Origin of the sequence: Brucella sp. NBRC 12950, assembly GCF_030268145.1 — a bacterium.
Classification (GTDB): Bacteria; Pseudomonadota; Alphaproteobacteria; order Rhizobiales; family Rhizobiaceae; genus Brucella.
This window is the reverse complement of the sequence record NZ_BSQC01000005.1, coordinates 94,054-115,770: the sequence shown is the minus strand read 5'-3', so window position 1 is coordinate 115,770 and position 21,717 is coordinate 94,054. Positions and strand designations below refer to the sequence as shown.

Here is a 21,717-nt window from a genome sequence, read left to right as displayed (position 1 = left end):
GCCTCGCTACAACGTAATGTATCGAGACGTCTTGCGGCGTCCAGGGTTTGAGTTAGGAACACACCATGACGGACAGCAGTGCTAATCCCCGTAGTTACGGCGAGCGTCCGCTGCACGAAGACGATCCGCTGATGGAACTTTCACGGATCATGGATTTCGGCGCGTCTGCAGATAATAACGTTGCTCGAAGCGAATATAGACCCGAACCAAATTTTGATTCTGGCGACAATGACCTTTCGTTCGATCTCGAGCGAGAGTTGCTTGGTGATTTCGGTAATTCAATCGAACCGGAACAGCATTCGGCTCCATATGTGACGCCAGCTTACGAGCCGCATTCCTATCAGAACGCAGAACCTGTGGTGCAGGAAGACGCGCTGGCGTCTGCACTTGAAGAAGAGTTCGATCTTCATCTCGATGCAAACGAGCCGCTTGCTCCTGCTGAATCTTTTGAATTTGTTGAAGCTGATCGTTCCGAGCCTGTGCCTCAGTTCGATTACAACGACTATTCAGAAGCCCGCACGGCTTATGAAGAAACTCATCCGGATGCCTATGCTGCACAAGCGCCTGTAGAGCCGCTGGAGCAGAACTATTCGAACTATAATCCGTCTGCTTATCAGCCGTCGGAAGATCCTTACGACAATACTTATGCGACTGAACCTGCACCGCTGCCGTCCGATGGCAATGATTGGGAATTCCAATCCGCCAAGCCATTCGAGGCCAGCTACGCCGCAGAGCCATCGCATCAGCCGCTTTCGTTAGAAGACGAGCTGGAAAACCTGCTGTTCAGCGACGAGCCTCAGTCTGCTCAGGTCACAGAGACTGCTTACGATGAGCAACCTGAGCCGTTTTCGGCCTATACGCCACGTTATGCTGAACCTGCAGCAGAAGCCCCAACTTCGGCTTATGCAGAGCCTGCTTATCGCGAAGAATCTGACCCTGTGTTTGATGACTTTCAGCTGGATGAGCCAGAGGCTTATGAACCAGTCGAAGCCGCTGTAAACTATGCGCCGGAACCAGTAAAAGAGCCACAGGCTGCTTCACAATCTGCACAGACACCGATCTATCCGCATTACGCACTCAGCAACTTCGCGGCGGGTGCCGCAACGGCTGGCGTCTTGTCGCCAGAACCTACGCAGGCTGCTGCAGAATACGAATCAGAACAAGTCGAACTCGACGATGATTTCTCTTTCGATGACGACTTCACGCTTGAGACCGAACAGTCATTTGCACCTGTCGCGGTTGAAGCAACCGGCGATGAACTTTCCGGCCTTGATGAAATCTCGTTCAATGAAGACGATTTCGGTTTCGAAGCCTCGGGCGATGCATCTTCGCCAGTTGCGGCTGACGATGCGAACCTCTTCACTGAAGAAGACTTCTTCACGGCAGATGATCTCGATCTGAGCGTAGAGGCCGAGAGTGAATCGGTGGAAACACCTTACGCTCACGCTACCTATTCCGAGGAAGAGCAGCATCCTGCCGCTCCGTCCTTCACGAACTACGCCGACCCGCGTTCTTCGTTTGCAGCACCAGCACCCGAAATCGAAACGCTGAGTGTTGCTGACAGCAAGGTGGAGCAGACCCATTCGCTCGATTTGCCGGAAGTCAGCTATGGCGAAGAAGAAAATAATGCAGGTCTGACCGATCTTGAGACTGAGTTTGCAGAAGTTTTCAACACGATTGGAGTTGATGAAACCGCTGCAAAAACAGATGCTCAGAGCGAAGCTGACAAGGCGTTTGAAGATATTTTCCGCGAAAGCGCTTCGTCCTACATGCCAAACGCAGGTGTTGCAGCTGGTACCGCGCTAGGCGTTGGAGCGGCTGCAGCTGCTGCAACAATGGCTTATGGACGTGCCAACCCTACGGCACAACCAGCATCACCGCAGAACCCAAGCGGTAGCAGCGATGATTTCTATAATCATTGGGCTGCCCAGGGTGCGCAGACTATGGAAAGTGGCGAGTTCGGCACTCGTGCTACAATGCAGCCCGAAGATGATCTCGGTAGCGCTGCGGAAGCCTATCGTAATCGTCCGGTGCGCGGCCGCCGTGGTCTTATCCTCGCAAGTGTTGCTGGTATCGCTGTCCTTATCGGCGGTATTGGCTACCATTTCCTCGGCGGTAGCGGATCCGGTGAGCCGGTTGTGATTCGCGCTGATAATCAGCCAATCAAGGTTCAGCCGGAAAATCCGGGTGGCGCTACGGTTCCTAATCAGGACAAGGCTGTCTATGACCGTGTCGCTGGTACATTGCCAAACAACCCTGAGCAGAAGTCATTGATTTCTGCCGGCGAAGAGCCTGTTGATCTTGGTGCCACACAGGACAATGAAGTCGGCACGGATGATGCACCTGAGCCTAATCAGGCTGCCGGAAACTCCGCTGAATCCGGTCAGGAATCACCGTTGATCCAGCCCCGTGAAGTTGAAACGATGATCGTTCGTCCTGATGGCACCATTGTTCAGGCCCAGCAGCCTGCGCAGACACCTCCACAGGCCGCTCCAGTAAATACTGCAAACAATTCAGCGCCAATCGCGCCGCCAGCGGAAACTGATGAGATTGCAGCTCTTGCTGCAGGTAATACGCCTCAGGAACCAGTTGCAAACACGCCTGTAACGCAGCCGACACCTGCAACTCAGGCTCCAGCGCCTCAGGTGCGGGCACCTGTCGTGCCTTCACGCCCGGCTGAACAGCCAACCACTATCGTGGGAAATGTTCCGCAGCGTACTCAGGCACAGGCTCCTGCTGCAGCACCTCAGGTTGCTTCTGCAGCCGGTGCAGGCGGTTACTTCATTCAGATCGCTTCGCAGCCGTCTGCTGAACTGGCACAGAAGTCTTACGCCAACATGGCGCAGCGTTATGGCAGCGTGATTGGTGGCCGTGCAGTCGATATCAAGCGTGCTGACATTCCGAACAAGGGCACTTATTACCGCGTTCGAGTTCAGGCTGGTTCGAAGGATGATGCATCCGCACTATGTGGTCGTCTCAAGACTGCTGGCGGTAGCTGCTTCGTGACGCAGTAAACGCTTCAAGATTGTGAATTGAAAGAAGGGCGACACCAGTCGCCCTTTTTCGTGTGACTACCATGCTCACTGTTTTTGGGTTAAACCGTTACCGCTGATTTGAAGGCGACGAACAGATCGAAGGAATGCTGCATGAAAGAGTGCAAGGCGTGGATTGCTGGTGTAGCCGGAACGAAGTTGACGCCGGACGAGGTGGCCTTTTTCCGGGATGAAAAGCCTTGGGGTTTTATTCTCTTTGCGCGCAATGTTGAAAGCCTTGAACAGGTTGCCGAGCTCACTGCGCAGTTGCGCGAAGTGACAGACAGGCCTCAGACGCCTGTTTTCATTGATCAGGAAGGTGGTCGTGTTCAGCGTCTTCGTCCGCCACTGGTTCCTAACTATCCAGCCGCAGCTCAAATTGGTGCGATCTATGATCGTGATCCCGAAGCAGGGCTTCGTGCTGCTTGGCTTCATGCACGCCTTCATGCTTTCGATCTTTTGAAGGTAGGCGTGAATGCCGATTGCCTGCCGGTTCTCGATGTTCCAATCGAGGGCGCTCATGACGTGATCGGCGCGCGTGCTTATTCCAAGAATCCGCACAATGTTGCGGCCATGGGAAGGGCTGCCGCAGAAGGTCTTCTCGCTGGTGGCGTTTTGCCTGTGGTGAAACATATGCCGGGGCATGGCCGTGCATTCAGCGATACGCACAAGGAGCTGGCGCGCGTTAATGTGCCGTTGAGTGAGCTGGTAGCCCACGACTTTGTGCCGTTTAAGGCATTGAATGACTTGCCAATGGCGATGACGGCGCATGTGATCTTTGACAGTCTCGATCCTGAACGCCCTTCGACTATGTCGCCTACGGTCATCAACACGGTTATCCGTGACGTTATCCAGTTCGATGGTCTGGTGATTAGCGACGACATTTCGATGAAGGCGCTTTCAGGTGATCTGGGCGATATCGCTGAAGGCATCACAAATGCCGGTTGCGACATCGTTCTTTATTGCGCGGGCGTTATGGAAGAGCTGGTGAAAGTTGCTGCTCGCGTTCCCGTCCTTGATGGAAAGTCGCGCAAACGTGCTGATCTTGCAGAAGTTTATGCAGGCGACCCTGATCTTTCCGATGAAGCGGAATTGCGCGAAGAGTTTGGACAAATGTTCGAACTGATGGCGTAACCGCCAAAACTTGGTAGACTATAAACTCCGGCGCTGTTTACGCGCCGGACAGAATCTACAAACAGGACGAGCGGGTGGCTGAATCTGAAGCGAACACAGGCGGAAAAGACGGTGCTAACGTGCCGATGGATGCTTTGTGGCAAGGTGAAGCCGAGCGTGCAGAAAGCGAACCATCGCTGCTGATCGACGTGCAGGGCTTTGAAGGCCCGCTTGATCTTCTGCTGCATCTGGCCCGCAATCAGCGTGTCGATCTTTCACGTATTTCTGTTCTCGCACTTGCCGAGCAGTATCTCGGTTTTGTGGAACAGGCACAGGCGCTTCGGCTCGAGCTGGCAGCAGACTATCTGGTTATGGCCGCATGGCTGGCTTACCTTAAATCCAGATTGCTTATTCCCAAGCAACAGGATGATGATGGTGCCACAGGCGAAGAACTGGTTGCTTCGCTGCAATTTCGTCTGAAGCGCCTCGAAGCGATGCGGGATGCTTCCGCAAAGCTTGTAAATCGCAACCGCTTGGGCCGTGACGTTTTCGCCCGCGGTATGCCTGAACTGGTCGTCGTCGATCGATCAAGCCAGTTTGCTGCGTCACTTTATGATCTGTTGACGGCTTATACATCGCAACGCCAGCGACAAGCCGTATCTCATGTGCAGATTGAGAAACGTGCGGTATGGTCGTTGAGAGAGGCGCGTGTTGCTCTTGTAAGATTGATGGGAGTGAGCGGGGACTGGGTTTCCCTCGATCGCTTTCTTATTGATTATACGTTGTCTCCACAGGAGAGAGCGTCAGCCTTGGCAAGCTCATTTGCCGCAAGTCTGGAGCTTGTTCGTGAGGGTAAGCTGGAGGTGCGACAGAACGCGCCTTTCGCGCCAATCTATATGCGGGCGTCGGGCGAACTGAATGAACTGGATGAGGGCGACAATGTCTGAAGCGGAAGCGGCAATGGATGAATATGAAGACGATGCACAGCATCCGGCTTCGTCGCTGACTTTGGCCGAGCTGGCTCGCATGGTTGAAGCAATAATCTTTGCATCATCCGAGCCCGTATCCGAGCGTGCTTTAGCCGAGAGACTGCCGAATGCGACTGATCTTTCTGCAGCACTTACTCATCTGCAGAAGGTGTATGAGGGACGTGGTGTGCATCTCGTTCAGGTTGGCACGGCATGGGCTTTTCGCACCGCTCCTGATCTCGGCTTTCTTATGAGCCGCGAGAAAGTGCAGCAGCGCAAACTTTCGCGCGCTGCCATGGAAGTGCTTGCAATCATTGCATATCATCAGCCGGTGACGCGCGCGGAACTTGAAGATATTCGCGGTGTGGAAACCTCCAAAGGCACGCTTGATGTGCTGATGGAGACGGGCTGGATCAAATTGCGCGGACGTCGGCGCACGCCTGGCCGCCCTGTGACTTACGGCACGACGGACACGTTTCTGGATCATTTCGGTCTGCCGGAAATCCGTGATCTGCCTGGATTGGAAGAACTGCGTGGGGCAGGGCTGTTGTCTGCCCGCATCCCATCCAGTTTCTCGGTTCCGGTTCCAAATGTTGATCCGGATGAATTGACGGATGAGGAAGAGCCACTCGAAGATATCGATCTTGAAGGGCTCGGACTGTTAGCACCACGCGGAGATTGATAAGAAAATTGAGCTACAACAAATAAATTCGTTGTATCTTGGTTCACAGTCATACTTCTGTTTGAAAGATTTGTTGAAAGCGCTTAAATCGTAATCAGCAATACAGGAATAGGCCGTGCTCTAACGGCGATGAGAGGAATGAAATGGGTAGCTTTTCTATTTGGCACTGGCTGATCGTTCTCGCGGTTGTGCTGCTTCTGTTTGGCCGTGGCAAAATTCCAGAACTGATGGGTGACGTCGCCAAGGGCATCAAGAACTTCAAGCAGGGCATGTCTGAAGAAGATGCTGCTAAGGAAGACGCCAAGGCAGATGCACGTACAATTGATGCGCGTGCGGATGAAACCGTCAACGATGTCAAGAAGACGACAAAGTCCTGATGTGATCTAGATGCTGCTGCGTGCAATATGGTGCGCAGCATGTTTTGTCATGACAGCATGATCCCGTGAGTTGAACGCCGGTTTTCGGGGTCCATCATGCGCAATAATAATAGGTTGATTGCAGGGCTTTCTCACCAGAGATGCATTTGTAATCTGGATTGCGGTTTTCCGCCGAAAGACGGGACGCGCGCGTCAGAAGCGCGGAGTATCAAATTATGTTCGATATCGGTTGGTCTGAACTGCTGATAATCGCAATCGTGATGATTGTGGTCGTTGGTCCCAAGGATTTGCCGAAGATGCTCAGAGCTTTCGGTAAGGCGACAGCGCGTATGCGCAGCACCGCCAACGAGTTCCGGCATCAGTTCAACGAAGCTTTGAAGGAAGCCGAACTTGAAGATGTGAAAAATATCGTTGATGAAGCTCGCAAGCTTGATCCGCGTTCGAAGCTTACTCAGGTTTTCGATCCGATTCGCAGCGCCGGTGAAGATATTCGTTCCGGTCTCCAGTCCACGACATCAATGTATCCTACTGAGCCTGCAAAGGTTGCCGAGGTGACGACACCTGTCGAAGCGAATGGTACGACGGTCCCGGTCGAAGCTCCTGCAGAAAAGCCTGCGCCAAAAGCACAGGCAGCCAAGCCTAAAGCCCCGCGCAAGAAGGCCGCTCCAGCTGTTGAGGCAGAGGTTCCGGCTGCATCCAAGCCTGTCAAAGCTAAGGCAGTGGCTGCAAAACCTAAAGCTGCCGCCAAAGTTGAGCCTGTTGCAAAGGCAGTGGCTCCGAAGAAAACTGCTTCGGCAAAGCCCGCAACGCCAAAAGCAGCAGTGCCTGCTGCTAAAAAGACCACCAAAAAGACGACTGAAAAGACAGGAACCAAAGCGTGAAACGGGACGAGGACGAAATTGAACAGAGCGCCGCTCCTCTGCTCGAACACCTGATCGAACTGCGCCGCCGCCTGATTTGGGCGATTCTGGCGTTTTTTGTCGCTTTTGTTATCTGCTTCGCCTTTGCAAAGCATCTCTTCAATATGCTCGTCGTGCCTTACCAGTGGGCTATCGACTGGGCTGGTATGGATCGCTCGAAGGCTGAGCTGATTTATACCGCGCCGCAGGAATTCTTCTTCACGCAGGTCAAGGTCGCGATGTTTGGCGGTCTTGTGCTGGCGTTCCCGATCATCGCCGCACAGATCTACAAGTTTGTGGCGCCGGGCCTGTATAAGCACGAGCGTATGGCATTTTTGCCGTTCCTTATTGCTTCGCCGATCCTGTTTCTGATTGGCGGCGCGCTCGTCTATTTCTTCTTCACGCCGATGGTGATGTGGTTCTTCCTGGCCATGCAGCAAAGTGGCGGCAATGGTGAAGTTCAGATTTCGCTGCTGCCGAAGGTTTCCGAATATCTGAGCCTCATCATGACGCTCATTTTCGCTTTCGGTCTCGTTTTCCAGCTTCCGGTCGTTACAAGCCTTATGGCACGCGTTGGCTTGATTACATCAGCGGGCCTGAAAGACAAACGCAAGTATGCAATCGTCATTGCCTTTGTGGTGGCAGCGGTTCTGACACCGCCGGATCCGGCAAGCCAGATCGGTCTTGCCATACCGACGATCCTTCTCTACGAGATTTCCATCATATTGGCTCGAATGATTGAGAAGCAGCGCGAAGAAGCTAAGGATGAAGCCGAAGGCGATCCTGATGCTGAAGATAGCGCTCCGACTTCCTGATCCGGACATATGTTAAACAGAGGCTGCGGGATCGCAGCCTCTCTTCTTGTTAAATTTCATGAAACGGCTTTTCCCATGCTCGATATCAAATGGATTCGCGAAAACCCTGAAGCTCTCGATAAGGCGCTTGCAAAGCGCGGAGCAGGGGCACTCTCGTCCGAACTGATCGCGCTGGACGAGAAGCGTCGTGAGCACGTCGGTAAAGTTCAGGCCGCGCAGGAACGCCGCAACGCGGCTTCCAAGGAAATCGGCAAAGCCATGGCCGAGAAGGACGCGGCAACCGCTGAAAAGCTCAAGGCTGAAGTTGGTGAGCTGAAGACCTTTTTGGCTGAAGCTGAGGAAGCAGAACGCCGTCTGGTCAAGGAACTGAACGACGCGCTTTCGAGCCTGCCAAATGTGCCAGCAGATGATGTGCCGCTTGGCAAGGACGAGGCAGATAATGTCGAAGTCCGCCGCATTGGCAATCAGCGTAATTTCTCGTTCCAGCCAAAAGAACATTATGAGCTGGGCGAAGCACTTGGCTACATGGATTTCGAGCGCGCGGCAAAGATCGCCGGTGCGCGGTTTACGATTCTCAAAGGCCCGCTCGCCCGTCTTGAACGTGCGCTTGGCCAGTTCATGCTTGATCTGCACACCACCGAAAACGGCTATACTGAAACCATGCCGCCGCTGATGGTGCGCGACGAAGCCGTATATGGCACAGGCCAGCTGCCGAAGTTTTCGGAAGACCTGTTCCGCACCACGGATGGTCGTTGGTTGATTCCAACAGCAGAAGTGCCGTTGACCAATCTGGTTGCGGACGAGATTGTCGATCTCAAGTCGCTGCCTCAGCGTTATACCGCGCTGACACCTTGCTTCCGTTCGGAAGCGGGTTCCGCAGGCCGTGACACACGCGGAATGCTGCGCCAGCATCAGTTCATGAAGGTCGAGATGGTTTCTGTCACTGACGCAGACAGCTCGGCTGCTGAACATGAACGCATGACAGCCTGTGCGGAAGAAGTTCTCAAGCGCCTTGGTCTTCCGTTCCGTACTGTTGTTTTGTGTACGGGTGATATGGGCTTTGGCGCGCAGAAGACTTACGACATCGAAGTATGGATGCCTGGACAGAACGCTTATCGCGAAATTTCCAGCTGCTCGGTCTGCGGCGACTTCCAGGGCCGCCGTATGAACGCGCGCTATCGCCCGGAAGGTGAGAAAGCCACGCGTTTTGTTCATACCCTCAACGGTTCAGGTGTTGCTGTTGGTCGCGCTCTGATTGCTGTGATGGAAAATTATCAGCAGGAAGACGGCAGCATTCATATTCCTGAAGCATTGCAGCCATACATGGGCGGCCTCACGCGCATTGAGAAAGCCGCGTGAAATAAAACATTAATGACGTGAATGAAGGAGAGACGACGTGCGAATTCTGCTGACGAACGATGATGGTATCCACGCTGAAGGCCTCGCAGTTCTGGAGCGTATCGCACGCCAGCTCTCCGATGATGTCTGGGTCGTCGCTCCTGAAACTGACCAGAGCGGCCTTGCACACTCGTTGACGCTGTCAGAGCCTCTGCGCCTGCGCAAGATTGATGATCGTCATTTTGCACTGCGTGGCACGCCGACTGATTGCGTTATCATGGGCGTTCGCCATGTTTTGCCAGAAGCACCGGACCTCATCCTGTCGGGTGTAAATTCGGGTGCCAATATGGCTGATGACGTGACCTATTCAGGCACGGTCGCCGGTGCGATGGAAGGCACGCTTCTCGGTGTAAAGGCAATCGCGCTGTCGCAGGAATATGACTACGAAGATGGTCGCCGTATTCTGCCTTGGGAAACAGCAGAGGCTCACGCACCTGGGCTTATCAAGAAGCTGGTTGAAGCTGGTTGGCCAGAAGGCGTCCTGCTCAATCTGAATTTCCCGAATTGCGCACCGGATAAGGTCAAAGGCACACGCGTCACTGCACAGGGCAAGCTGAGCCACGATGCACGGCTCGATGAGCGCCGCGACGGTCGTGGTTTCCCTTATTTCTGGCTGCAGTTCGGTCGCACCAAGGCAGAAGTCGCCAGCGATAGCGACATTGCCGCAATCCGCGCTGATTACATCTCGGTGACGCCGCTGCATCTCGACCTGACAGCACAGAAGGTTCGCGCTGAATTGAGCAAGACTCTTGGGGTTGAAGCATGAATCAGGCTGTGTCTGAACGCCCGCAGCTTTCGGACAGGGAAGGATTTGCATCCTTCGTAATGCGTATGAGAGCGCGTGGCATCAATGATGCCCGCCTCTTTGCGGCAATTGAAGCGACCCCGCGACAGAGCTTTATGGGCTCTTCCTGGGCGCATCTTGCTTTCAGCCAGCGCACCGCACCGCTTGATTGCGGTGAGTATATTGAAGGTATCGACGATCAGGCGCGGGTTATCTCTGCGCTCAATCTGGAAACGGGACACCGTGTTCTGGAAATCGGTACAGGTTCGGGCTTTACAGCCGCCGTCATGTCTATGCTTTCTGGCCGCGTGACGACAGTTGAACGTTATCGCAAGCTCTGCGACCGTGCCTTGCAGCAATTCGTGACGCTCAAGCGCGAAAATATCATGGTGAAGCACGCGGATGGTCGCCATGGAATGCCGGGTGGGCCATTCGATCGTATCGTGATCTGGCTGGCCTGTGAGGATATTCCGCGCCATTTTGTGGAGCTTCTGGCAACGCATGGCGTTCTCGTTGCGCCAGTGGGGCCGGGCGATGGTATGCAGATGGTAACGCGCATCGCAAAAGTGGGTAGCCGTTTCGAGCAGGAAAACATTATGCCTGTTCGTTATCAGCCGTTTATCGAGGGCATTTCCTCCGTTTTGTGAGGAAGTGGCCCGCGTATTTATCCTTTAAAAGCTCAGGGTTTGTGGAGCATTGCGGGCAATGCCGTGGCACTTTTGTGTGCTTATGGTGTTTAATTGGTGAATATTTTTTCGAAGAAATCTCGATTCTTAACCAGCGAGTAACATTAACGCGTTTTAATGAGTCCAAGTGAGTTTTAGAGTTGGGCGAGTTGAACATGCGTTTTCCAATATTGCAGCATACGTCCGAACGTCTTCTGCGGAATGCAGCGATCGTTCTCATTGCCGGTTTTGGTGCAGGGTGTAGCGCCGATACAATGCGCTTCACGGATGGTCTTTACACAGGCTCCACGTCTAATCAGCGTGTTGTGCAACAACAGCCTGCTGGCGATGTTTACGCATCTGCGCCAGTGGCGGCGGCTCAGCCGGTTTCGAGTGGGTCCGTACAGCGTAACAGCCTGCCTCCTGTGTCGTCTGCACCGGTCGCGGCTGCTGCAACGCAGGCACAAAATCAGGTTTATCAGGCACAAAATAATGCCGCCAATCACGTGAATGGCGCCGTTAACAATGCCGGAACTCAGGTCGCCAGTGCCGCCGGCGCTGCAAATAATGCAGCTGCCAATGCGAAGTCGCAGGTTCTGGGTCAGCTGCCTGCCACCGCAAATGGCGTTCCTCTGCCTGCCGCAAATCATACTGTTGCTCCTGCTCCAGTCGCGAACGCTGCTCCACAACCTGCCGCAGCTGGTGGTGGTTACACGGTTAAGTCAGGTGATTCGCTCTTCTCGATTGCGCAGAAGCACAACGTACCGGTTGAACAGTTGAAGCAGGCAAATGGCCTGACAAACGGAGCAATCCGCGTCGGTCAGAATCTGGCTATCCCATCGGCAGCAGGTGCGGCAACGCAGGTTGCAGCCGCTGCACCTCAGCCAGTGAAACCTGCAGCTCCTGCACCTGTGCAGACCGCTTCGGTTGCACCTGACGCAGCATCGAACGTCAAGCCTTACACGCCGCCTCAGGCGAGCAACAAGGTCATTGAAGATGCAGAAAAGGATCAGTCCGCTGCACCATCTTCAACCGGTATCTCGCAGATGCGATGGCCAGTTCGCGGTCGCGTTCTCGCAAGCTTCGGTCAGCGTGACGGCACTTCCGTGAATGACGGCATCGACATTATGGTGCCAGAAGGTACGGCTGTTAAGGCTGCTGAAAACGGCGTCGTTATCTATGCAGGCGACGGTCTGAAAGAATTCGGCCAGACAGTTCTTATCCGCCACGACAATGGTCTGGTTACGGTTTACGGCCACAACAGTCAGATTCTCGTGCAGCGCGGTCAGAAGGTTCGTCGCGGTGAAGATATCGCCAAGTCTGGCATGAGCGGCAACGCAAAGTCGCCAAAGCTGCACTTTGAAGTGCGCAAGAACTCTTCTCCTGTCAATCCGTCCAAGTATCTGGAATCCTGATCGGAATTGGATCATGTAAATAAGAAAGGCGGGTCTCGGACCCGCCTTTTTCTTTAAGCTTTCAGTTACTGCGGTTCCAGTTGAGAATGAATCCCTGGCCCCGCTTTAACTGTCTGTTTTTACGTATCATCCGACGAACAGCCGCTTCGCACTTTTGCTGGAAATACCTTAAATCGCTTTGCCGAGCCGGCCAGCGAGATCCTGAATATATTGCCAGGCAACACGGCCTGAGCGATTGCCACGCGTGGTTGACCAGGTCAGCGCCTCTGCGTGCATCGCTTGCGGATCGTAATCCAGCTTGTAATGCGCGGCATAGCCGTCAACCATCGCCAGGTAGTCATCCTGACTGCATTTATGGAAACCAAGCCACAGGCCGAAACGATCAGACAGCGAAACCTTTTCTTCAATCGCTTCCGATGGATTAACGGCAGTCGAGCGCTCGTTATCGATCATATCGCGCGGCATCAGATGACGACGATTGGACGTCGCATAGAAAATTACGTTGTCTGGACGGCCTTCAACGCCACCTTCAAGTGCAGCTTTCAGCGACTTATAAGACGTGTCGTCGTGATCGAACGAAAGATCATCGCAGAACAGAATGAAGCGATAGTCCGTTTCCTTGATGATATTCATTAGGGCAGGCAGGCTGTCGATATCTTCGCGGTGGATTTCAACGAGCTTTATCGGCAGTTTGTCGGCCTGTTCGGCGTTGACGCTGGCTTGAGCAGCCTTGACGAGCGATGACTTGCCCATGCCGCGCGCGCCCCAGAGCAGGACATTGTTTGCCGGATAACCTTTGGCAAAACGGCGGGTATTGTCGACAAGCTGGTCACGCACCAAATCAACGCCACGAATGAGCGCTATATCGACGCGATTAACACGTTTGACCGGATCAAGTGTCAGTCGCTCCGGTGCCCAGACGAAGCAGTCAGCGGCTTCAAGATCAGGTATGCCTGGTTGCGGTGGTGCAATGCGCTCCAAAGCAGCAATCAGGCGGTCTAGTTTCTGGCTGAGTATATTTTCGGTGGTCATTCCAAGCCCTCAAATAGTGAGGATCAGGGCTTAACATGCCACAGCGGGTGGGAAAAGTGTGCGACCTTGGCGCAGTAGGGCCTTCGCCGGTTGCAATTGTCGCGCTAACCATTGTAATGCCGTAAAGAATTTGTCTTCGAGACTTCAGAGGAGTTCCTAATGTTCGTAACACCAGCTTTCGCTCAAGCTTCCGGCGGCGGCGCTATGGGGCCAGATATGCTCATGAGCATTCTGCCTTTCGTCCTGATTTTCGTAATCATGTATTTCCTCATCATCCGCCCTCAGCGTACCCAGATGAAGAAGCGTCAGGAAATGCTGGCAGCAGTTCGTCGCGGCGACACGGTTGTGACCGGTGGCGGCATCGTCGGTAAGGTCCAGAAGGTCCATGACGACGGCGAACTCGATGTTGAAATCGCTGAAGGCGTTAAGATCCGCGTTCTGCGCAGCGCTCTTTCTGAAGTGCGCGTTAAGGGCGAACCAGTCGCCGACAACAAGAACAAGTAATTTTTACCAGACTAATCGAGCCCCGGTAAGGTTTCCATAACCGGGGCTCGATCATTATCGTGCATGTGCCTTGTCTTTGGATATGGCGCGTTCACAAAGCCGGAGGGCAGTTCGCGAATGCACTCCTCCAGCACGATCTACCCAAGCCGAAACGGATTTGCTGCTCGATGCTTTATTTTTCACGTTGGAAATCGGCTCTGATCTGGTTGGCAATCATTGCCAGCTTCATCATTGCGTCGCCTAATTTTTTCTCGCGTGAAACACTGGCAAATCTGCCCGGATTTTTGCCCACAAAGCAGGTCGCACTCGGCCTTGATCTTTCGGGTGGTTCTCGGCTCGTCCTTCAGGTGCAGAATGCTGCCAGTGGCGATCTTGATCGCACTAAAGACATTATGCGGCAGCGTCTGGAAGAACTTGGCTACGGCAGCCCTATCGTCGAGGAAGAGGGCCGTAATCGGATTCGCGTTGAAGTCCCGGGCCTTTATGACGCCCAGCTTCTGAAAGATATTCTCAGTATTCGTGGCAATCTCTCGTTCCGTTCGGTTGATGACAGCATGTCTCCCGACGATGCGATCCGCGGAGAACCACCAGCTGACAGCGCGGTTGTCTATTCCTATGACGATCCACCAGTCGGCTATCTCGTCAAGAACGAGCCAATTTTTACCGGTGAAGATGTCACCGATGCAAAAGCAACCCTTGCCGAAGACGATAATGAACCAGTCATTACGCTGACGCTGGACGAGAAGGGGCGCAGCAGTCTCGCTGCTGCGACCGCTCAGGCCGCTGGCAAGAGCTTCGCAATTGTCATCGATAATCAGGTTGTTTCAGCGCCTGTCGTAGACGGACAGCTTGACACGAATGAGCTTGAAATTTCTGGCGGCTTTGATCTGCAGGCTGCCAATAATATGGCCGTCGTTCTGCGTTCGGGCGCGTTGCCAAAGGCTGTTTCAGTTCTTGAAGAACGTACCATCGCTTCGGCTCTGGGTGACGACTATGCAAGTGCAGCGGTATCCGCAGCACTTCTGGCGGCGCTGCTAGTCGGCCTGTTCATGATCCTGTCCTATGGCATCCTCGGCGTGATCGCCATGGTGGCGCTTGTCGTCAACATGATCATTCTGATAGCGATCATATCACTGATTGGAGCATCGATAACGCTTGCCAGCGTTGCGGGTCTGGTGCTGATCATCGGTATGGCCGTTGATGCCAATATTCTGATTTACGAACGTGTGCGGGAAGATCGCCGAAAAGGCTATTCCGTTGTTCAGGCGATGGAATCTGGCTTCTATCGCGCGCTTTCGACCATCGTTGACGCCAACCTCACAACGATGATTGCAGCTCTCGTTCTGTTCCTGCTTGGCTCAGGTCCGGTACATGGCTTTGCGCTCACTGTTACAATCGGTATCCTTACAACACTATTCACGACGCTGACCTTCACGCGTTTGCTGATCGCCCAATGGGTGCGCACGGCAAAGCCGAAAGAAATCCCGAAGCGTCGCCTGAAGCTCGTTCCGACCGTTACGCATATTCCGTTCATGCGTCTTCAGTTCGTGACCCTCGGCATTTCCGTTCTGGCTTCAGCAATCGTTGTCGCTCTCTTCGTCAATATCGGCATCAATTACGGCATCGATTTCCGTGGTGGCTCGATGGTCGAATTGCAGGCTCGCAGCGGTGACGCCAATCTGGCTGACATTGAAGAACGCATGAGCGAGCTCAATATTGAGAGCGCGCGCGTGCTGCCTGTCAAATCCCCACGTTCTGCGCTTGTCCTTATTGGCAGTCAGGAAGTGGGCGACGATGCAGAACAGACCGTAGCGGTGAAACTGCGTGGTGAATTCGAGCAGGACTACTCGTTTCAGCGTGTTGAGGTTGTCGGCCCAACCGTTTCGGAGCAGCTGTCACAGGCCGGTCTTCTCGCGCTGTTCCTGTCGCTTGCCGGTATCTTCGTCTATGTCTGGATCAGGTTCCGTTGGCAGCTGGCGCTTGGCGCTGTTCTTTCGACGCTGCACGACGTCATCATTCTGGCGGGCGTCTTCATTGTCTTCCGCATGGAATTCAATCTTTGGAGTGTTGCGGCGGTTCTGACAATCATCGGTTATTCGCTGAATGATACCATCGTGATTTATGACCGCGTGCGTGAAAACTTGAAGCGCTATAACAGTGCGCCGCTGCCCGCGATTATTGACGCCTCCATCAATCAGACCTTGTCGCGTACATTGCCGACAGCCTTTGTGACTTTCATTGCGCATATTCCGCTCTATATGTTTGGTGGAGCAGATATCCGCATGTTTGCACTGGCATTGAGCGTGGGCATCATCGTGGCAACCTATTCTTCGATCTTTATCGCAGCACCTTTGCTCGTACAGTTCGGCCTCAAGCCGCGCGCTGCTGATGGTGACGATGCAATGGGCGATGATCTTGCACAGTCGCTCAATCTGGATAATTAGACATGGCTAAGGGTATAGAAATTCGTGAGGCCCACTTTCCGGGCCGCGCACCAATTGATGCATATGGTAATGGCGGTTTCCGCTTCGCCGATATGTCGCATATTGGCTCTATTCTGTGCCTGCCATCCGGCATTCATGGCTGGGAACCGCAGACGCCGCCAATCCTGTCACGCCGTGATCTGGGCGCCATTCTTGAACAGGCAAGTGACATTGAAATCCTGTTGGTGGGAACGGGAATGGATCTTCGCCGCATTCCGGAAGATGTGCGCGCTATGCTGCGTGAGCATCGTATTTCCTCTGATCCAATGAGTACGGGCGCTGCGGTGCGCACATATAATGTGCTGCTCGCCGAAGATCGTGCAGTAGCAGCGGCGCTGATTGCGGTAGACTGATTTCCATGAACCAGAATGAGGCACATTGCCTGGCGCTTCTGCGCGAAGCTGACCGGGATCGTTATCTTTCGGTGCTCTATGCGCCGGAAGAAAAACGCGGCGCGCTTGCGGCGCTTTATGCGTTTAATGCAGAAATTGCTCGGATTCGCGATCTGGTACACGAGCCACTACCCGGTGAAGTCCGTCTTCAATGGTGGCGCGATCTCATCAATGGTGAGGAACGGGGCAGTGCAGATGCCCACCCTGTTGCTGCAGCGCTGATCGATACGATTACCAAATATGATCTGCCGCGCGTGGCTTTCGACAATTATTGCGATGCCCGCATTTTCGATCTCTATGACGACCCAATGCCAAGCCGGAACGATCTGGAAGGCTATTGCGGCGAAACCGCGTCGGCACTTATCCAGCTAGCCGGTTTCATTCTTGATCGTGATGCGGCGCAGGCCCATACCGAGACAGTCGGCCATGCCGGAGTTGCACAGGCCGTGACTGGCCTCTTGCGCCTTATGCCGATTCATCGTCGTCGCGGGCAGCTTTATGTGCCTGCCGATATGCTGCAGGCGGTTGGCGTGACGCGCGAAGCCTTCCTCGGCAACGACGACAAATCCGCTCATGAGCGCGTCATCACTGTGATGATGGCTCTCGCGCGTGAACATCTGGCAATATTTGATAAGGCAAAGAAAGATCTGCCCAAAAGCCTCAGTCCTGCATTTCTGCCGCTGGCGCATGTTCCGGCCTATCTCAGCTCTGTTGAACGGCTTGGTAGTAAAGCTGCTGATCAGGTGGCTGACCTGTCAGCCATACGCAAACAATGGCTGATGTTTCGATCTAATTTTTAAACAGATAAGGCGGTTTTCCCGATTAAGAAAACCGCCTTATCTTTTTGAATTAAAACTGTAAATTTCTTTCGAAACTTACGCGTCGTTGCCGAGCCATTCCTGGAAATCGGCGAGTGCGCGTGCAGATAGCGCGCGTTTTTTTGCAAGCGTCTTTTCCTTGCCGCGGAGCCGCTTGCCTTCTGGTTTAGGCACGTCGATTGGCGGGAACAGACCAAAATTCACGTTCATTGGCTGGAATGAGCGTTTACCCGGTTCATCGTCGTCAGCAACAATGTGGCCGCCAGTGATATGGCCGAGCAGGGCACCAAAAGCTGTGGTCTGCGGCGGTGCCACCGGTGTCTTGCCAAGCTTTTCAGCAGCGGTGAAACGTCCGGCCAGCAGTCCGATTGCCGATGATTCGACGTAACCTTCACAGCCGGTAATCTGGCCGGCGAAGCGCAGGTTTTCGCGAGACTTCAACCGCAGCACATTATCGAGCAGCACAGGCGAATTGAGATAGGTGTTGCGGTGCAGGCCGCCAAGACGCGCAAATTCTGCATTCTCAAGGCCGGGGATCATTTTGAAAATGCCGGTCTGCGAGCCGTATTTCAATTTCGTCTGGAAACCGACCATATTGTAGAGCGTGCCAAGCGCATTATCCTGACGCAGCTGCACGACCGCATAGGCCTTGACCGTCGGATTGTGCTCATTGGTGAGGCCCATTGGCTTCATTGGGCCATGGCGCAAGGTTTCCGGGCCGCGTTCGGCCATGACTTCGATAGGCAGACAGCCATCGAAATAGGGCGTGCCTTCCCATTCCTTGAAATCGGTCGTGTCGCCTTCGATGAGGGCAGCAACGAAAGCCTCATACTGCTCTTTGTCCATGGGGCAGTTGATGTAGTCCTTGCCGGTGCCGCCCGGCCCAACCTTGTCATAGCGCGACTGGAACCAGCACACATCCATATTGATCGAATCAAAATGAATGATCGGCGCGATGGCATCAAAGAAAGCGAGCGCATCAGCACCTGTTTGTACTTGAATCGCTTCTGCAAGAGTCGGCGCAGTCAGTGGGCCGGTCGCAACAATCGTCGTGCCCCAGTCTTCGGGCGGTAGGCCGGTGACTTCTTCGCGCTCAATGGTAATCAGCGGGTGCGCTTCTAGTTTTGCAGTCACTGCCTGCGAAAAGCCTTCACGATCGACCGCAAGTGCGCCACCAGCGGGAACCTGATGTGCGTCGGCACAAGCCATAATCAGCGAGCCTGCAAGGCGCATTTCGGCATGAAGTACGCCGACGGCATTGGTCTCAGCGTCGTCCGAGCGGAAAGAATTCGAGCAGACCAGTTCTGCAAGCTGCTCCGTCTTATGCGCGTCTGTGCCGCGAACGGGGCGCATTTCATGCAAAACCACAGGAACGCCAGCCTGCGCAATTTGCCACGCGGCTTCGGAGCCTGCGAGGCCGCCGCCTACGACATGTACGGGGGAGAGATTGGTATCTTTTGACATGGCAAATCCCTTACCTCCTTTGAATGTCGCCTTCAATGGGAGAAGCGCATCAGAGCAGGGAACCTATACCACAAAAACAAATGGCATCCGGCGCGGGAGGAGGTGCGACGGATGCCATTATTGTCAGACCGGAATTGGGAGGAGGAGAGACCGGTCTTGGTATCGCAAAGCATGGGAGGAGGAGTGCTTTGCGACGAACCGGGCCTGATGGGAGGAGGATTCAGGCCCAGCGAAGTCAAATCTGATTAGCGTCCCTTGGACTGACGTGCGACAAACGGAATGTCTGCGCGGGAAATGCCAAGATCGTTAAGTTCGCGAGTCGAAAGCTGGTTAAGCTCGTTGACAGTATCGCGGTAACGGCGCCAGTTGTTGTATGAGCGAAGCAGGTTCATCGTTTTATTCCTTCATCTTTGAGGAACTGTGGTTCAATTCATCTCGTTGTGTTGCCCATTATATAACTCATTGTTTTCGCTACTTGCAGGCCCGAGTTTGCATAGCTGCTCTGCGGGTTCTGCACGACGGACTAAATCGATTAGACTGTTCAGGCACAAAATTGCCGTAAAGGACCTCGACCTAACTATTTGCCGGCTGGCGAGTTTCTTATATGTTTCCTAGTGGATTGAATTTGACGTTTGGACACGGACCGACATACATGGTGCTCCAAACGTCAAATTCGAAAAATCCACTAGATTCATAATATTGCTGGTGGTTTTTAGGTTCCGATATTTGTTCAACGCGAGTCTCGTCCGGTTACAAATATCGGAATCTAACCACCAGCCACTTGGATTAAACTTCGTATCAACGGATAGATTGTTCGGGAGTTGTTTTGTCGTTTTCAGTTTCAGTAGAGCGCCTGATCGAGCGATGGCAGCATGATGGCCTTATCGATGCCGACACGGCTTCGCGGCTGAATGCCGATCTTGAAAAACGTGGCCCCCGGTTCAGTCTCGGCTCGGTTCTCGCAACACTTGGCGGGCTGTTGCTTGGCGCTGCGGTCATTATGCTGGTTGCAGCCAACTGGCAGGATATGCCGCGCATCATGCGTATCGGTCTTATCTTCGCATTGATCTGGGTGTGCTATATCGGCGGTGCATGGCGTGAGCTGCGCGGCGACAAGCTGTTACCGCAGGTGCTCTATATAATAGCTTCAGCATCATTCGGCGCAGGCATCGCACTTGTTGGTCAGATGTATCACCTGTCAGGCGATGTTCATTCGGCGGCTGTGGTCTGGGCGGGCGGTGTTCTTGTAGCAGCGTTTCTGCTGCGCTCTTCGGTTCTGGCTGTGTTTGGTGCAGCCGTCGCCTGCTTTTATTTGGGGACCTATGCGTTCAGCAACGAATATGGCGACCTGGACTACCGCTGGATAGGCCCGTTGCTGGTTCTTGTTGGAGCAGTTGCCGCGCGTTTCACGCAATCCCGCCACGCAGCCCATTTATGGTGCCTGTTCGTTCTCGGCTGGGCGGTGCTTCTTTATTCGGAAAACGAAAGCCGGGCGATTCTTGGCATGATGCTGGTTATCGGTATTGCTTTCATGCTCGCCGACGCCTTTGCCCATGATGCGCTTCAGAAGCTCACACGCTTTGCGCATCCGCTGGCATCCTACGGCCTGCTGCTTGCGCTATTGGCGCTTGGCATTCTGCAAGTCGACAAGATGCTTTCCATCATCTTTGATAAGAACATCACGCAGGATGTCGTTTATGGCATTCTCATTCTGGCGCTATCGATTGGTTCGTTAGCCGTGTGCGGGCGAGACAATGGCAGTTTGCGTTCCATTGCCTATGCAGCTTTCTCGTTTGAAGTGCTTTATCTCGCCTTCTCGACGGTCGGTTCGATGATCGGTACATCAGGTTTCTTCCTGACGGCAGGCGTACTGGTGCTGCTCCTTGCAGCCTTCGTGCGACGTATGGAGAGCCGGTTCGGGCGAAAGCGCCAAGTGGAGGCAAAGCCATGAGCTTATTCAAGAGTAAGTGGCTTTATGCCGGTGCCGTTGTCGCTGCAGTGCTCCAGACAGGCATTCTTTATGCAAGTATTGAGAAACGCGCCTCGGTGCTTCGGTCTGGCAACGAGATCGTGCTGCAGACCCGACCGATTGATCCGCGTGATCTGATGCGTGGTGATTACGTTATCCTCGGCTATGACATCACATCGATCAACCGCAACATCATTCAGGGCAAGCCTGAGGACGGTGCCCGCACAGTCTATGTAGCGCTGAAGCCCGACGCTCAGGGCTTGTGGCATCTTTCGCGTGCGTCCTTTGAGCCGTTTACTGATCTCGCATCTGACGAGAAGCAGATTCGCGGCCATTCGGTCTATGCGATTTCTGATTATCCTGATGCGACCATCAGTATGCGTTACGGCATAGAACGCTATTACGTGCCGGAGGGTGAGGGGCGTGTAATTGAGGATAGCCAGCGTGATTTACAGATCACTGCCGTGGTTGCCGTTGACGATACAGGCACGGCTGTCATGAAAGCTTTACGTGATAATGGCGAGCAACTTTATCAGGAGCCGCTCTATTAATCGGCTTCTGAACGAAAAGGGGCTTGGCTAAGACGACAAGATCGCTATATAGGGGCGGAAAGCACGAAAGCGCTTCGGCTTGAAAGAGCTGGCAAATCTATGCCGGTAAAACGGCTTTTTTCCTTTGAACCGGGAAAATTGAATGATATAGAGACGCGCGCTTTCGAGAGGCGGTTCAATATCTGAGGCGAATTTAGTGCGTTCGGTGGAATGCACTTCGGTTCAGAGGCGGATATGGCGAAATTGGTAGACGCACCAGATTTAGGTTCTGGCGGGAGACCGTGGGGGTTCGAGTCCCTCTATCCGCACCAACTGCCTTAAGGCAAAAGAATTTCTCTCCCGCGACGAGGCACAAA

Annotated in this window: 20 protein-coding genes and 1 tRNA gene; 18 read left to right on the top strand and 3 right to left on the bottom strand. The window is 53.8% G+C overall.

The window, feature by feature from the left end; genetic code table 11:
• The first annotated feature begins 65 nt into the window (after positions 1–65).
• From QSJ70_RS10050 to dipM, 11 genes are all read left to right on the top strand, one after another.
• On the top strand, positions 66–3,014 hold the full coding sequence (locus QSJ70_RS10050; protein WP_285536111.1) for an SPOR domain-containing protein: 2,949 nt from the start codon (positions 66–68) through the stop codon (positions 3,012–3,014).
• A gap of 132 nt (positions 3,015–3,146) precedes the next feature.
• The gene (gene nagZ, locus QSJ70_RS10045; RefSeq protein WP_113498646.1) at positions 3,147–4,166 is read left to right on the top strand and encodes a beta-N-acetylhexosaminidase; all 1,020 of its coding nucleotides are present in this window, start codon (positions 3,147–3,149) and stop codon (positions 4,164–4,166) included.
• Between the two features lie 74 nt (positions 4,167–4,240).
• A complete protein-coding gene (locus QSJ70_RS10040; RefSeq protein ID WP_064320510.1) occupies positions 4,241–5,092 on the top strand; it encodes a segregation and condensation protein A in 852 nt (283 codons plus the stop codon).
• Positions 5,085–5,795 carry an SMC-Scp complex subunit ScpB gene (scpB, locus tag QSJ70_RS10035; protein WP_285536107.1) on the top strand — a complete coding sequence of 237 codons (711 nt, stop codon included), beginning with the start codon at positions 5,085–5,087 and terminating at the stop codon, positions 5,793–5,795. Before QSJ70_RS10040 ends, scpB begins: the two co-directional genes overlap by 8 nt.
• 143 nt (positions 5,796–5,938) lie before the next feature.
• A complete protein-coding gene (locus tag QSJ70_RS10030; RefSeq protein WP_064320511.1) occupies positions 5,939–6,172 on the top strand; it encodes a twin-arginine translocase TatA/TatE family subunit in 234 nt (77 codons plus the stop codon).
• A gap of 215 nt (positions 6,173–6,387) precedes the next feature.
• Entirely contained in the window at positions 6,388–7,053 is a 666-nt protein-coding gene (gene tatB / locus QSJ70_RS10025) for a Sec-independent protein translocase protein TatB (RefSeq protein WP_285536104.1), read from the top strand.
• Positions 7,050–7,886 (top strand): twin-arginine translocase subunit TatC, encoded by an 837-nt coding sequence (gene tatC, locus QSJ70_RS10020; RefSeq protein ID WP_007874680.1) that lies wholly within the window; start codon positions 7,050–7,052, stop codon positions 7,884–7,886. The genes tatB and tatC overlap by 4 nt, the downstream gene beginning before the upstream one ends.
• 75 nt (positions 7,887–7,961) lie before the next feature.
• On the top strand, positions 7,962–9,245 hold the full coding sequence (serS, locus tag QSJ70_RS10015; RefSeq protein WP_112805170.1) for a serine--tRNA ligase: 1,284 nt from the start codon (positions 7,962–7,964) through the stop codon (positions 9,243–9,245).
• Between the two features lie 37 nt (positions 9,246–9,282).
• The gene (gene surE / locus QSJ70_RS10010) at positions 9,283–10,050 is read left to right on the top strand and encodes a 5'/3'-nucleotidase SurE (RefSeq protein WP_007874687.1); all 768 of its coding nucleotides are present in this window, start codon (positions 9,283–9,285) and stop codon (positions 10,048–10,050) included.
• A complete protein-coding gene (locus QSJ70_RS10005; protein ID WP_064320513.1) occupies positions 10,047–10,715 on the top strand; it encodes a protein-L-isoaspartate(D-aspartate) O-methyltransferase in 669 nt (222 codons plus the stop codon). Before surE ends, QSJ70_RS10005 begins: the two co-directional genes overlap by 4 nt.
• Positions 10,716–10,894: 179 nt before the next feature.
• Positions 10,895–12,148 carry a cell division endopeptidase DipM gene (dipM, locus tag QSJ70_RS10000; RefSeq protein ID WP_064320514.1) on the top strand — a complete coding sequence of 418 codons (1,254 nt, stop codon included), beginning with the start codon at positions 10,895–10,897 and terminating at the stop codon, positions 12,146–12,148.
• Positions 12,149–12,316: 168 nt separating this feature from the next.
• On the opposite strand, the gene QSJ70_RS09995 is transcribed toward dipM, so the two are convergent.
• A complete protein-coding gene (locus QSJ70_RS09995; protein WP_285536100.1) occupies positions 12,317–13,180 on the bottom strand; it encodes an ATP-binding protein in 864 nt (287 codons plus the stop codon).
• Positions 13,181–13,339: 159 nt separating this feature from the next.
• Here QSJ70_RS09995 and yajC point away from each other — a divergent pair, with 159 nt between their 5' ends.
• The 4 genes from yajC (at position 13,340) to QSJ70_RS09975 (ending at position 17,359) form a co-directional block, all read left to right on the top strand.
• Entirely contained in the window at positions 13,340–13,684 is a 345-nt protein-coding gene (yajC, locus tag QSJ70_RS09990) for a preprotein translocase subunit YajC (RefSeq protein ID WP_215776313.1), read from the top strand.
• A 167-nt stretch (positions 13,685–13,851) separates the two neighbouring features.
• Positions 13,852–16,128, top strand: a complete 2,277-nt coding sequence (gene secDF / locus QSJ70_RS09985; RefSeq protein ID WP_007874696.1) for a protein translocase subunit SecDF — start codon at positions 13,852–13,854, stop codon at positions 16,126–16,128.
• Between the two features lie 2 nt (positions 16,129–16,130).
• Positions 16,131–16,520, top strand: coding sequence for an Mth938-like domain-containing protein (locus QSJ70_RS09980; RefSeq protein ID WP_007874704.1), 390 nt, complete (start codon positions 16,131–16,133; stop codon positions 16,518–16,520).
• A gap of 5 nt (positions 16,521–16,525) precedes the next feature.
• Positions 16,526–17,359, top strand: coding sequence for a phytoene/squalene synthase family protein (locus QSJ70_RS09975; protein WP_285536095.1), 834 nt, complete (start codon positions 16,526–16,528; stop codon positions 17,357–17,359).
• Positions 17,360–17,434: 75 nt separating this feature from the next.
• Here the strand turns inward: QSJ70_RS09975 and trmFO are convergent, their stop codons facing one another.
• Both trmFO and QSJ70_RS09965 read right to left on the bottom strand, forming a co-directional pair.
• Complete coding sequence (gene trmFO, locus QSJ70_RS09970; protein ID WP_285536093.1) at positions 17,435–18,841, bottom strand: methylenetetrahydrofolate--tRNA-(uracil(54)-C(5))-methyltransferase (FADH(2)-oxidizing) TrmFO; 1,407 nt, start codon at positions 18,839–18,841, stop codon at positions 17,435–17,437.
• A 245-nt stretch (positions 18,842–19,086) separates the two neighbouring features.
• Positions 19,087–19,233 (bottom strand): DUF1127 domain-containing protein, encoded by a 147-nt coding sequence (locus tag QSJ70_RS09965; protein WP_007874707.1) that lies wholly within the window; start codon positions 19,231–19,233, stop codon positions 19,087–19,089.
• 434 nt (positions 19,234–19,667) lie between these two features.
• Between QSJ70_RS09965 and QSJ70_RS09960 the strand changes: the two genes are divergently transcribed.
• The 3 genes from QSJ70_RS09960 (at position 19,668) to QSJ70_RS09950 (ending at position 21,672) form a co-directional block, all read left to right on the top strand.
• The gene (locus QSJ70_RS09960) at positions 19,668–20,792 is read left to right on the top strand and encodes a DUF2157 domain-containing protein (RefSeq protein ID WP_285536087.1); all 1,125 of its coding nucleotides are present in this window, start codon (positions 19,668–19,670) and stop codon (positions 20,790–20,792) included.
• Positions 20,789–21,361: a GDYXXLXY domain-containing protein gene (locus tag QSJ70_RS09955; RefSeq protein ID WP_285536085.1), complete on the top strand. Its 573-nt coding sequence runs from the start codon at positions 20,789–20,791 to the stop codon at positions 21,359–21,361. Before QSJ70_RS09960 ends, QSJ70_RS09955 begins: the two co-directional genes overlap by 4 nt.
• 228 nt (positions 21,362–21,589) lie before the next feature.
• A tRNA-Leu gene (locus QSJ70_RS09950) sits at positions 21,590–21,672 on the top strand.
• The last annotated feature ends 45 nt before the right edge of the window (positions 21,673–21,717 follow it).

What these genes read in the sequence shown, in the direction of transcription:
- QSJ70_RS10050 (WP_285536111.1), top strand. Translation starts at nt 66, where the DNA reads ATGACGGACAGCAGTGCTAATCCCCGTAGTTACGGCGAGCGTCCGCTG.
- nagZ (WP_113498646.1), top strand. Translation starts at nt 3,147, where the DNA reads ATGAAAGAGTGCAAGGCGTGGATTGCTGGTGTAGCCGGAACGAAGTTG.
- scpB (WP_285536107.1), top strand. Translation starts at nt 5,085, where the DNA reads ATGTCTGAAGCGGAAGCGGCAATGGATGAATATGAAGACGATGCACAG.
- QSJ70_RS10030 (WP_064320511.1), top strand. Translation starts at nt 5,939, where the DNA reads ATGGGTAGCTTTTCTATTTGGCACTGGCTGATCGTTCTCGCGGTTGTG.
- tatB (WP_285536104.1), top strand. Translation starts at nt 6,388, where the DNA reads ATGTTCGATATCGGTTGGTCTGAACTGCTGATAATCGCAATCGTGATG.
- serS (WP_112805170.1), top strand. Translation starts at nt 7,962, where the DNA reads ATGCTCGATATCAAATGGATTCGCGAAAACCCTGAAGCTCTCGATAAG.
- QSJ70_RS10005 (WP_064320513.1), top strand. Translation starts at nt 10,047, where the DNA reads ATGAATCAGGCTGTGTCTGAACGCCCGCAGCTTTCGGACAGGGAAGGA.
- QSJ70_RS09995 (WP_285536100.1), bottom strand. Translation starts at nt 13,180, where the DNA reads ATGACCACCGAAAATATACTCAGCCAGAAACTAGACCGCCTGATTGCT.
- yajC (WP_215776313.1), top strand. Translation starts at nt 13,340, where the DNA reads ATGTTCGTAACACCAGCTTTCGCTCAAGCTTCCGGCGGCGGCGCTATG.
- secDF (WP_007874696.1), top strand. Translation starts at nt 13,852, where the DNA reads ATGCTTTATTTTTCACGTTGGAAATCGGCTCTGATCTGGTTGGCAATC.
- QSJ70_RS09980 (WP_007874704.1), top strand. Translation starts at nt 16,131, where the DNA reads ATGGCTAAGGGTATAGAAATTCGTGAGGCCCACTTTCCGGGCCGCGCA.
- QSJ70_RS09975 (WP_285536095.1), top strand. Translation starts at nt 16,526, where the DNA reads ATGAACCAGAATGAGGCACATTGCCTGGCGCTTCTGCGCGAAGCTGAC.
- trmFO (WP_285536093.1), bottom strand. Translation starts at nt 18,841, where the DNA reads ATGTCAAAAGATACCAATCTCTCCCCCGTACATGTCGTAGGCGGCGGC.
- QSJ70_RS09965 (WP_007874707.1), bottom strand. Translation starts at nt 19,233, where the DNA reads ATGAACCTGCTTCGCTCATACAACAACTGGCGCCGTTACCGCGATACT.
- QSJ70_RS09955 (WP_285536085.1), top strand. Translation starts at nt 20,789, where the DNA reads ATGAGCTTATTCAAGAGTAAGTGGCTTTATGCCGGTGCCGTTGTCGCT.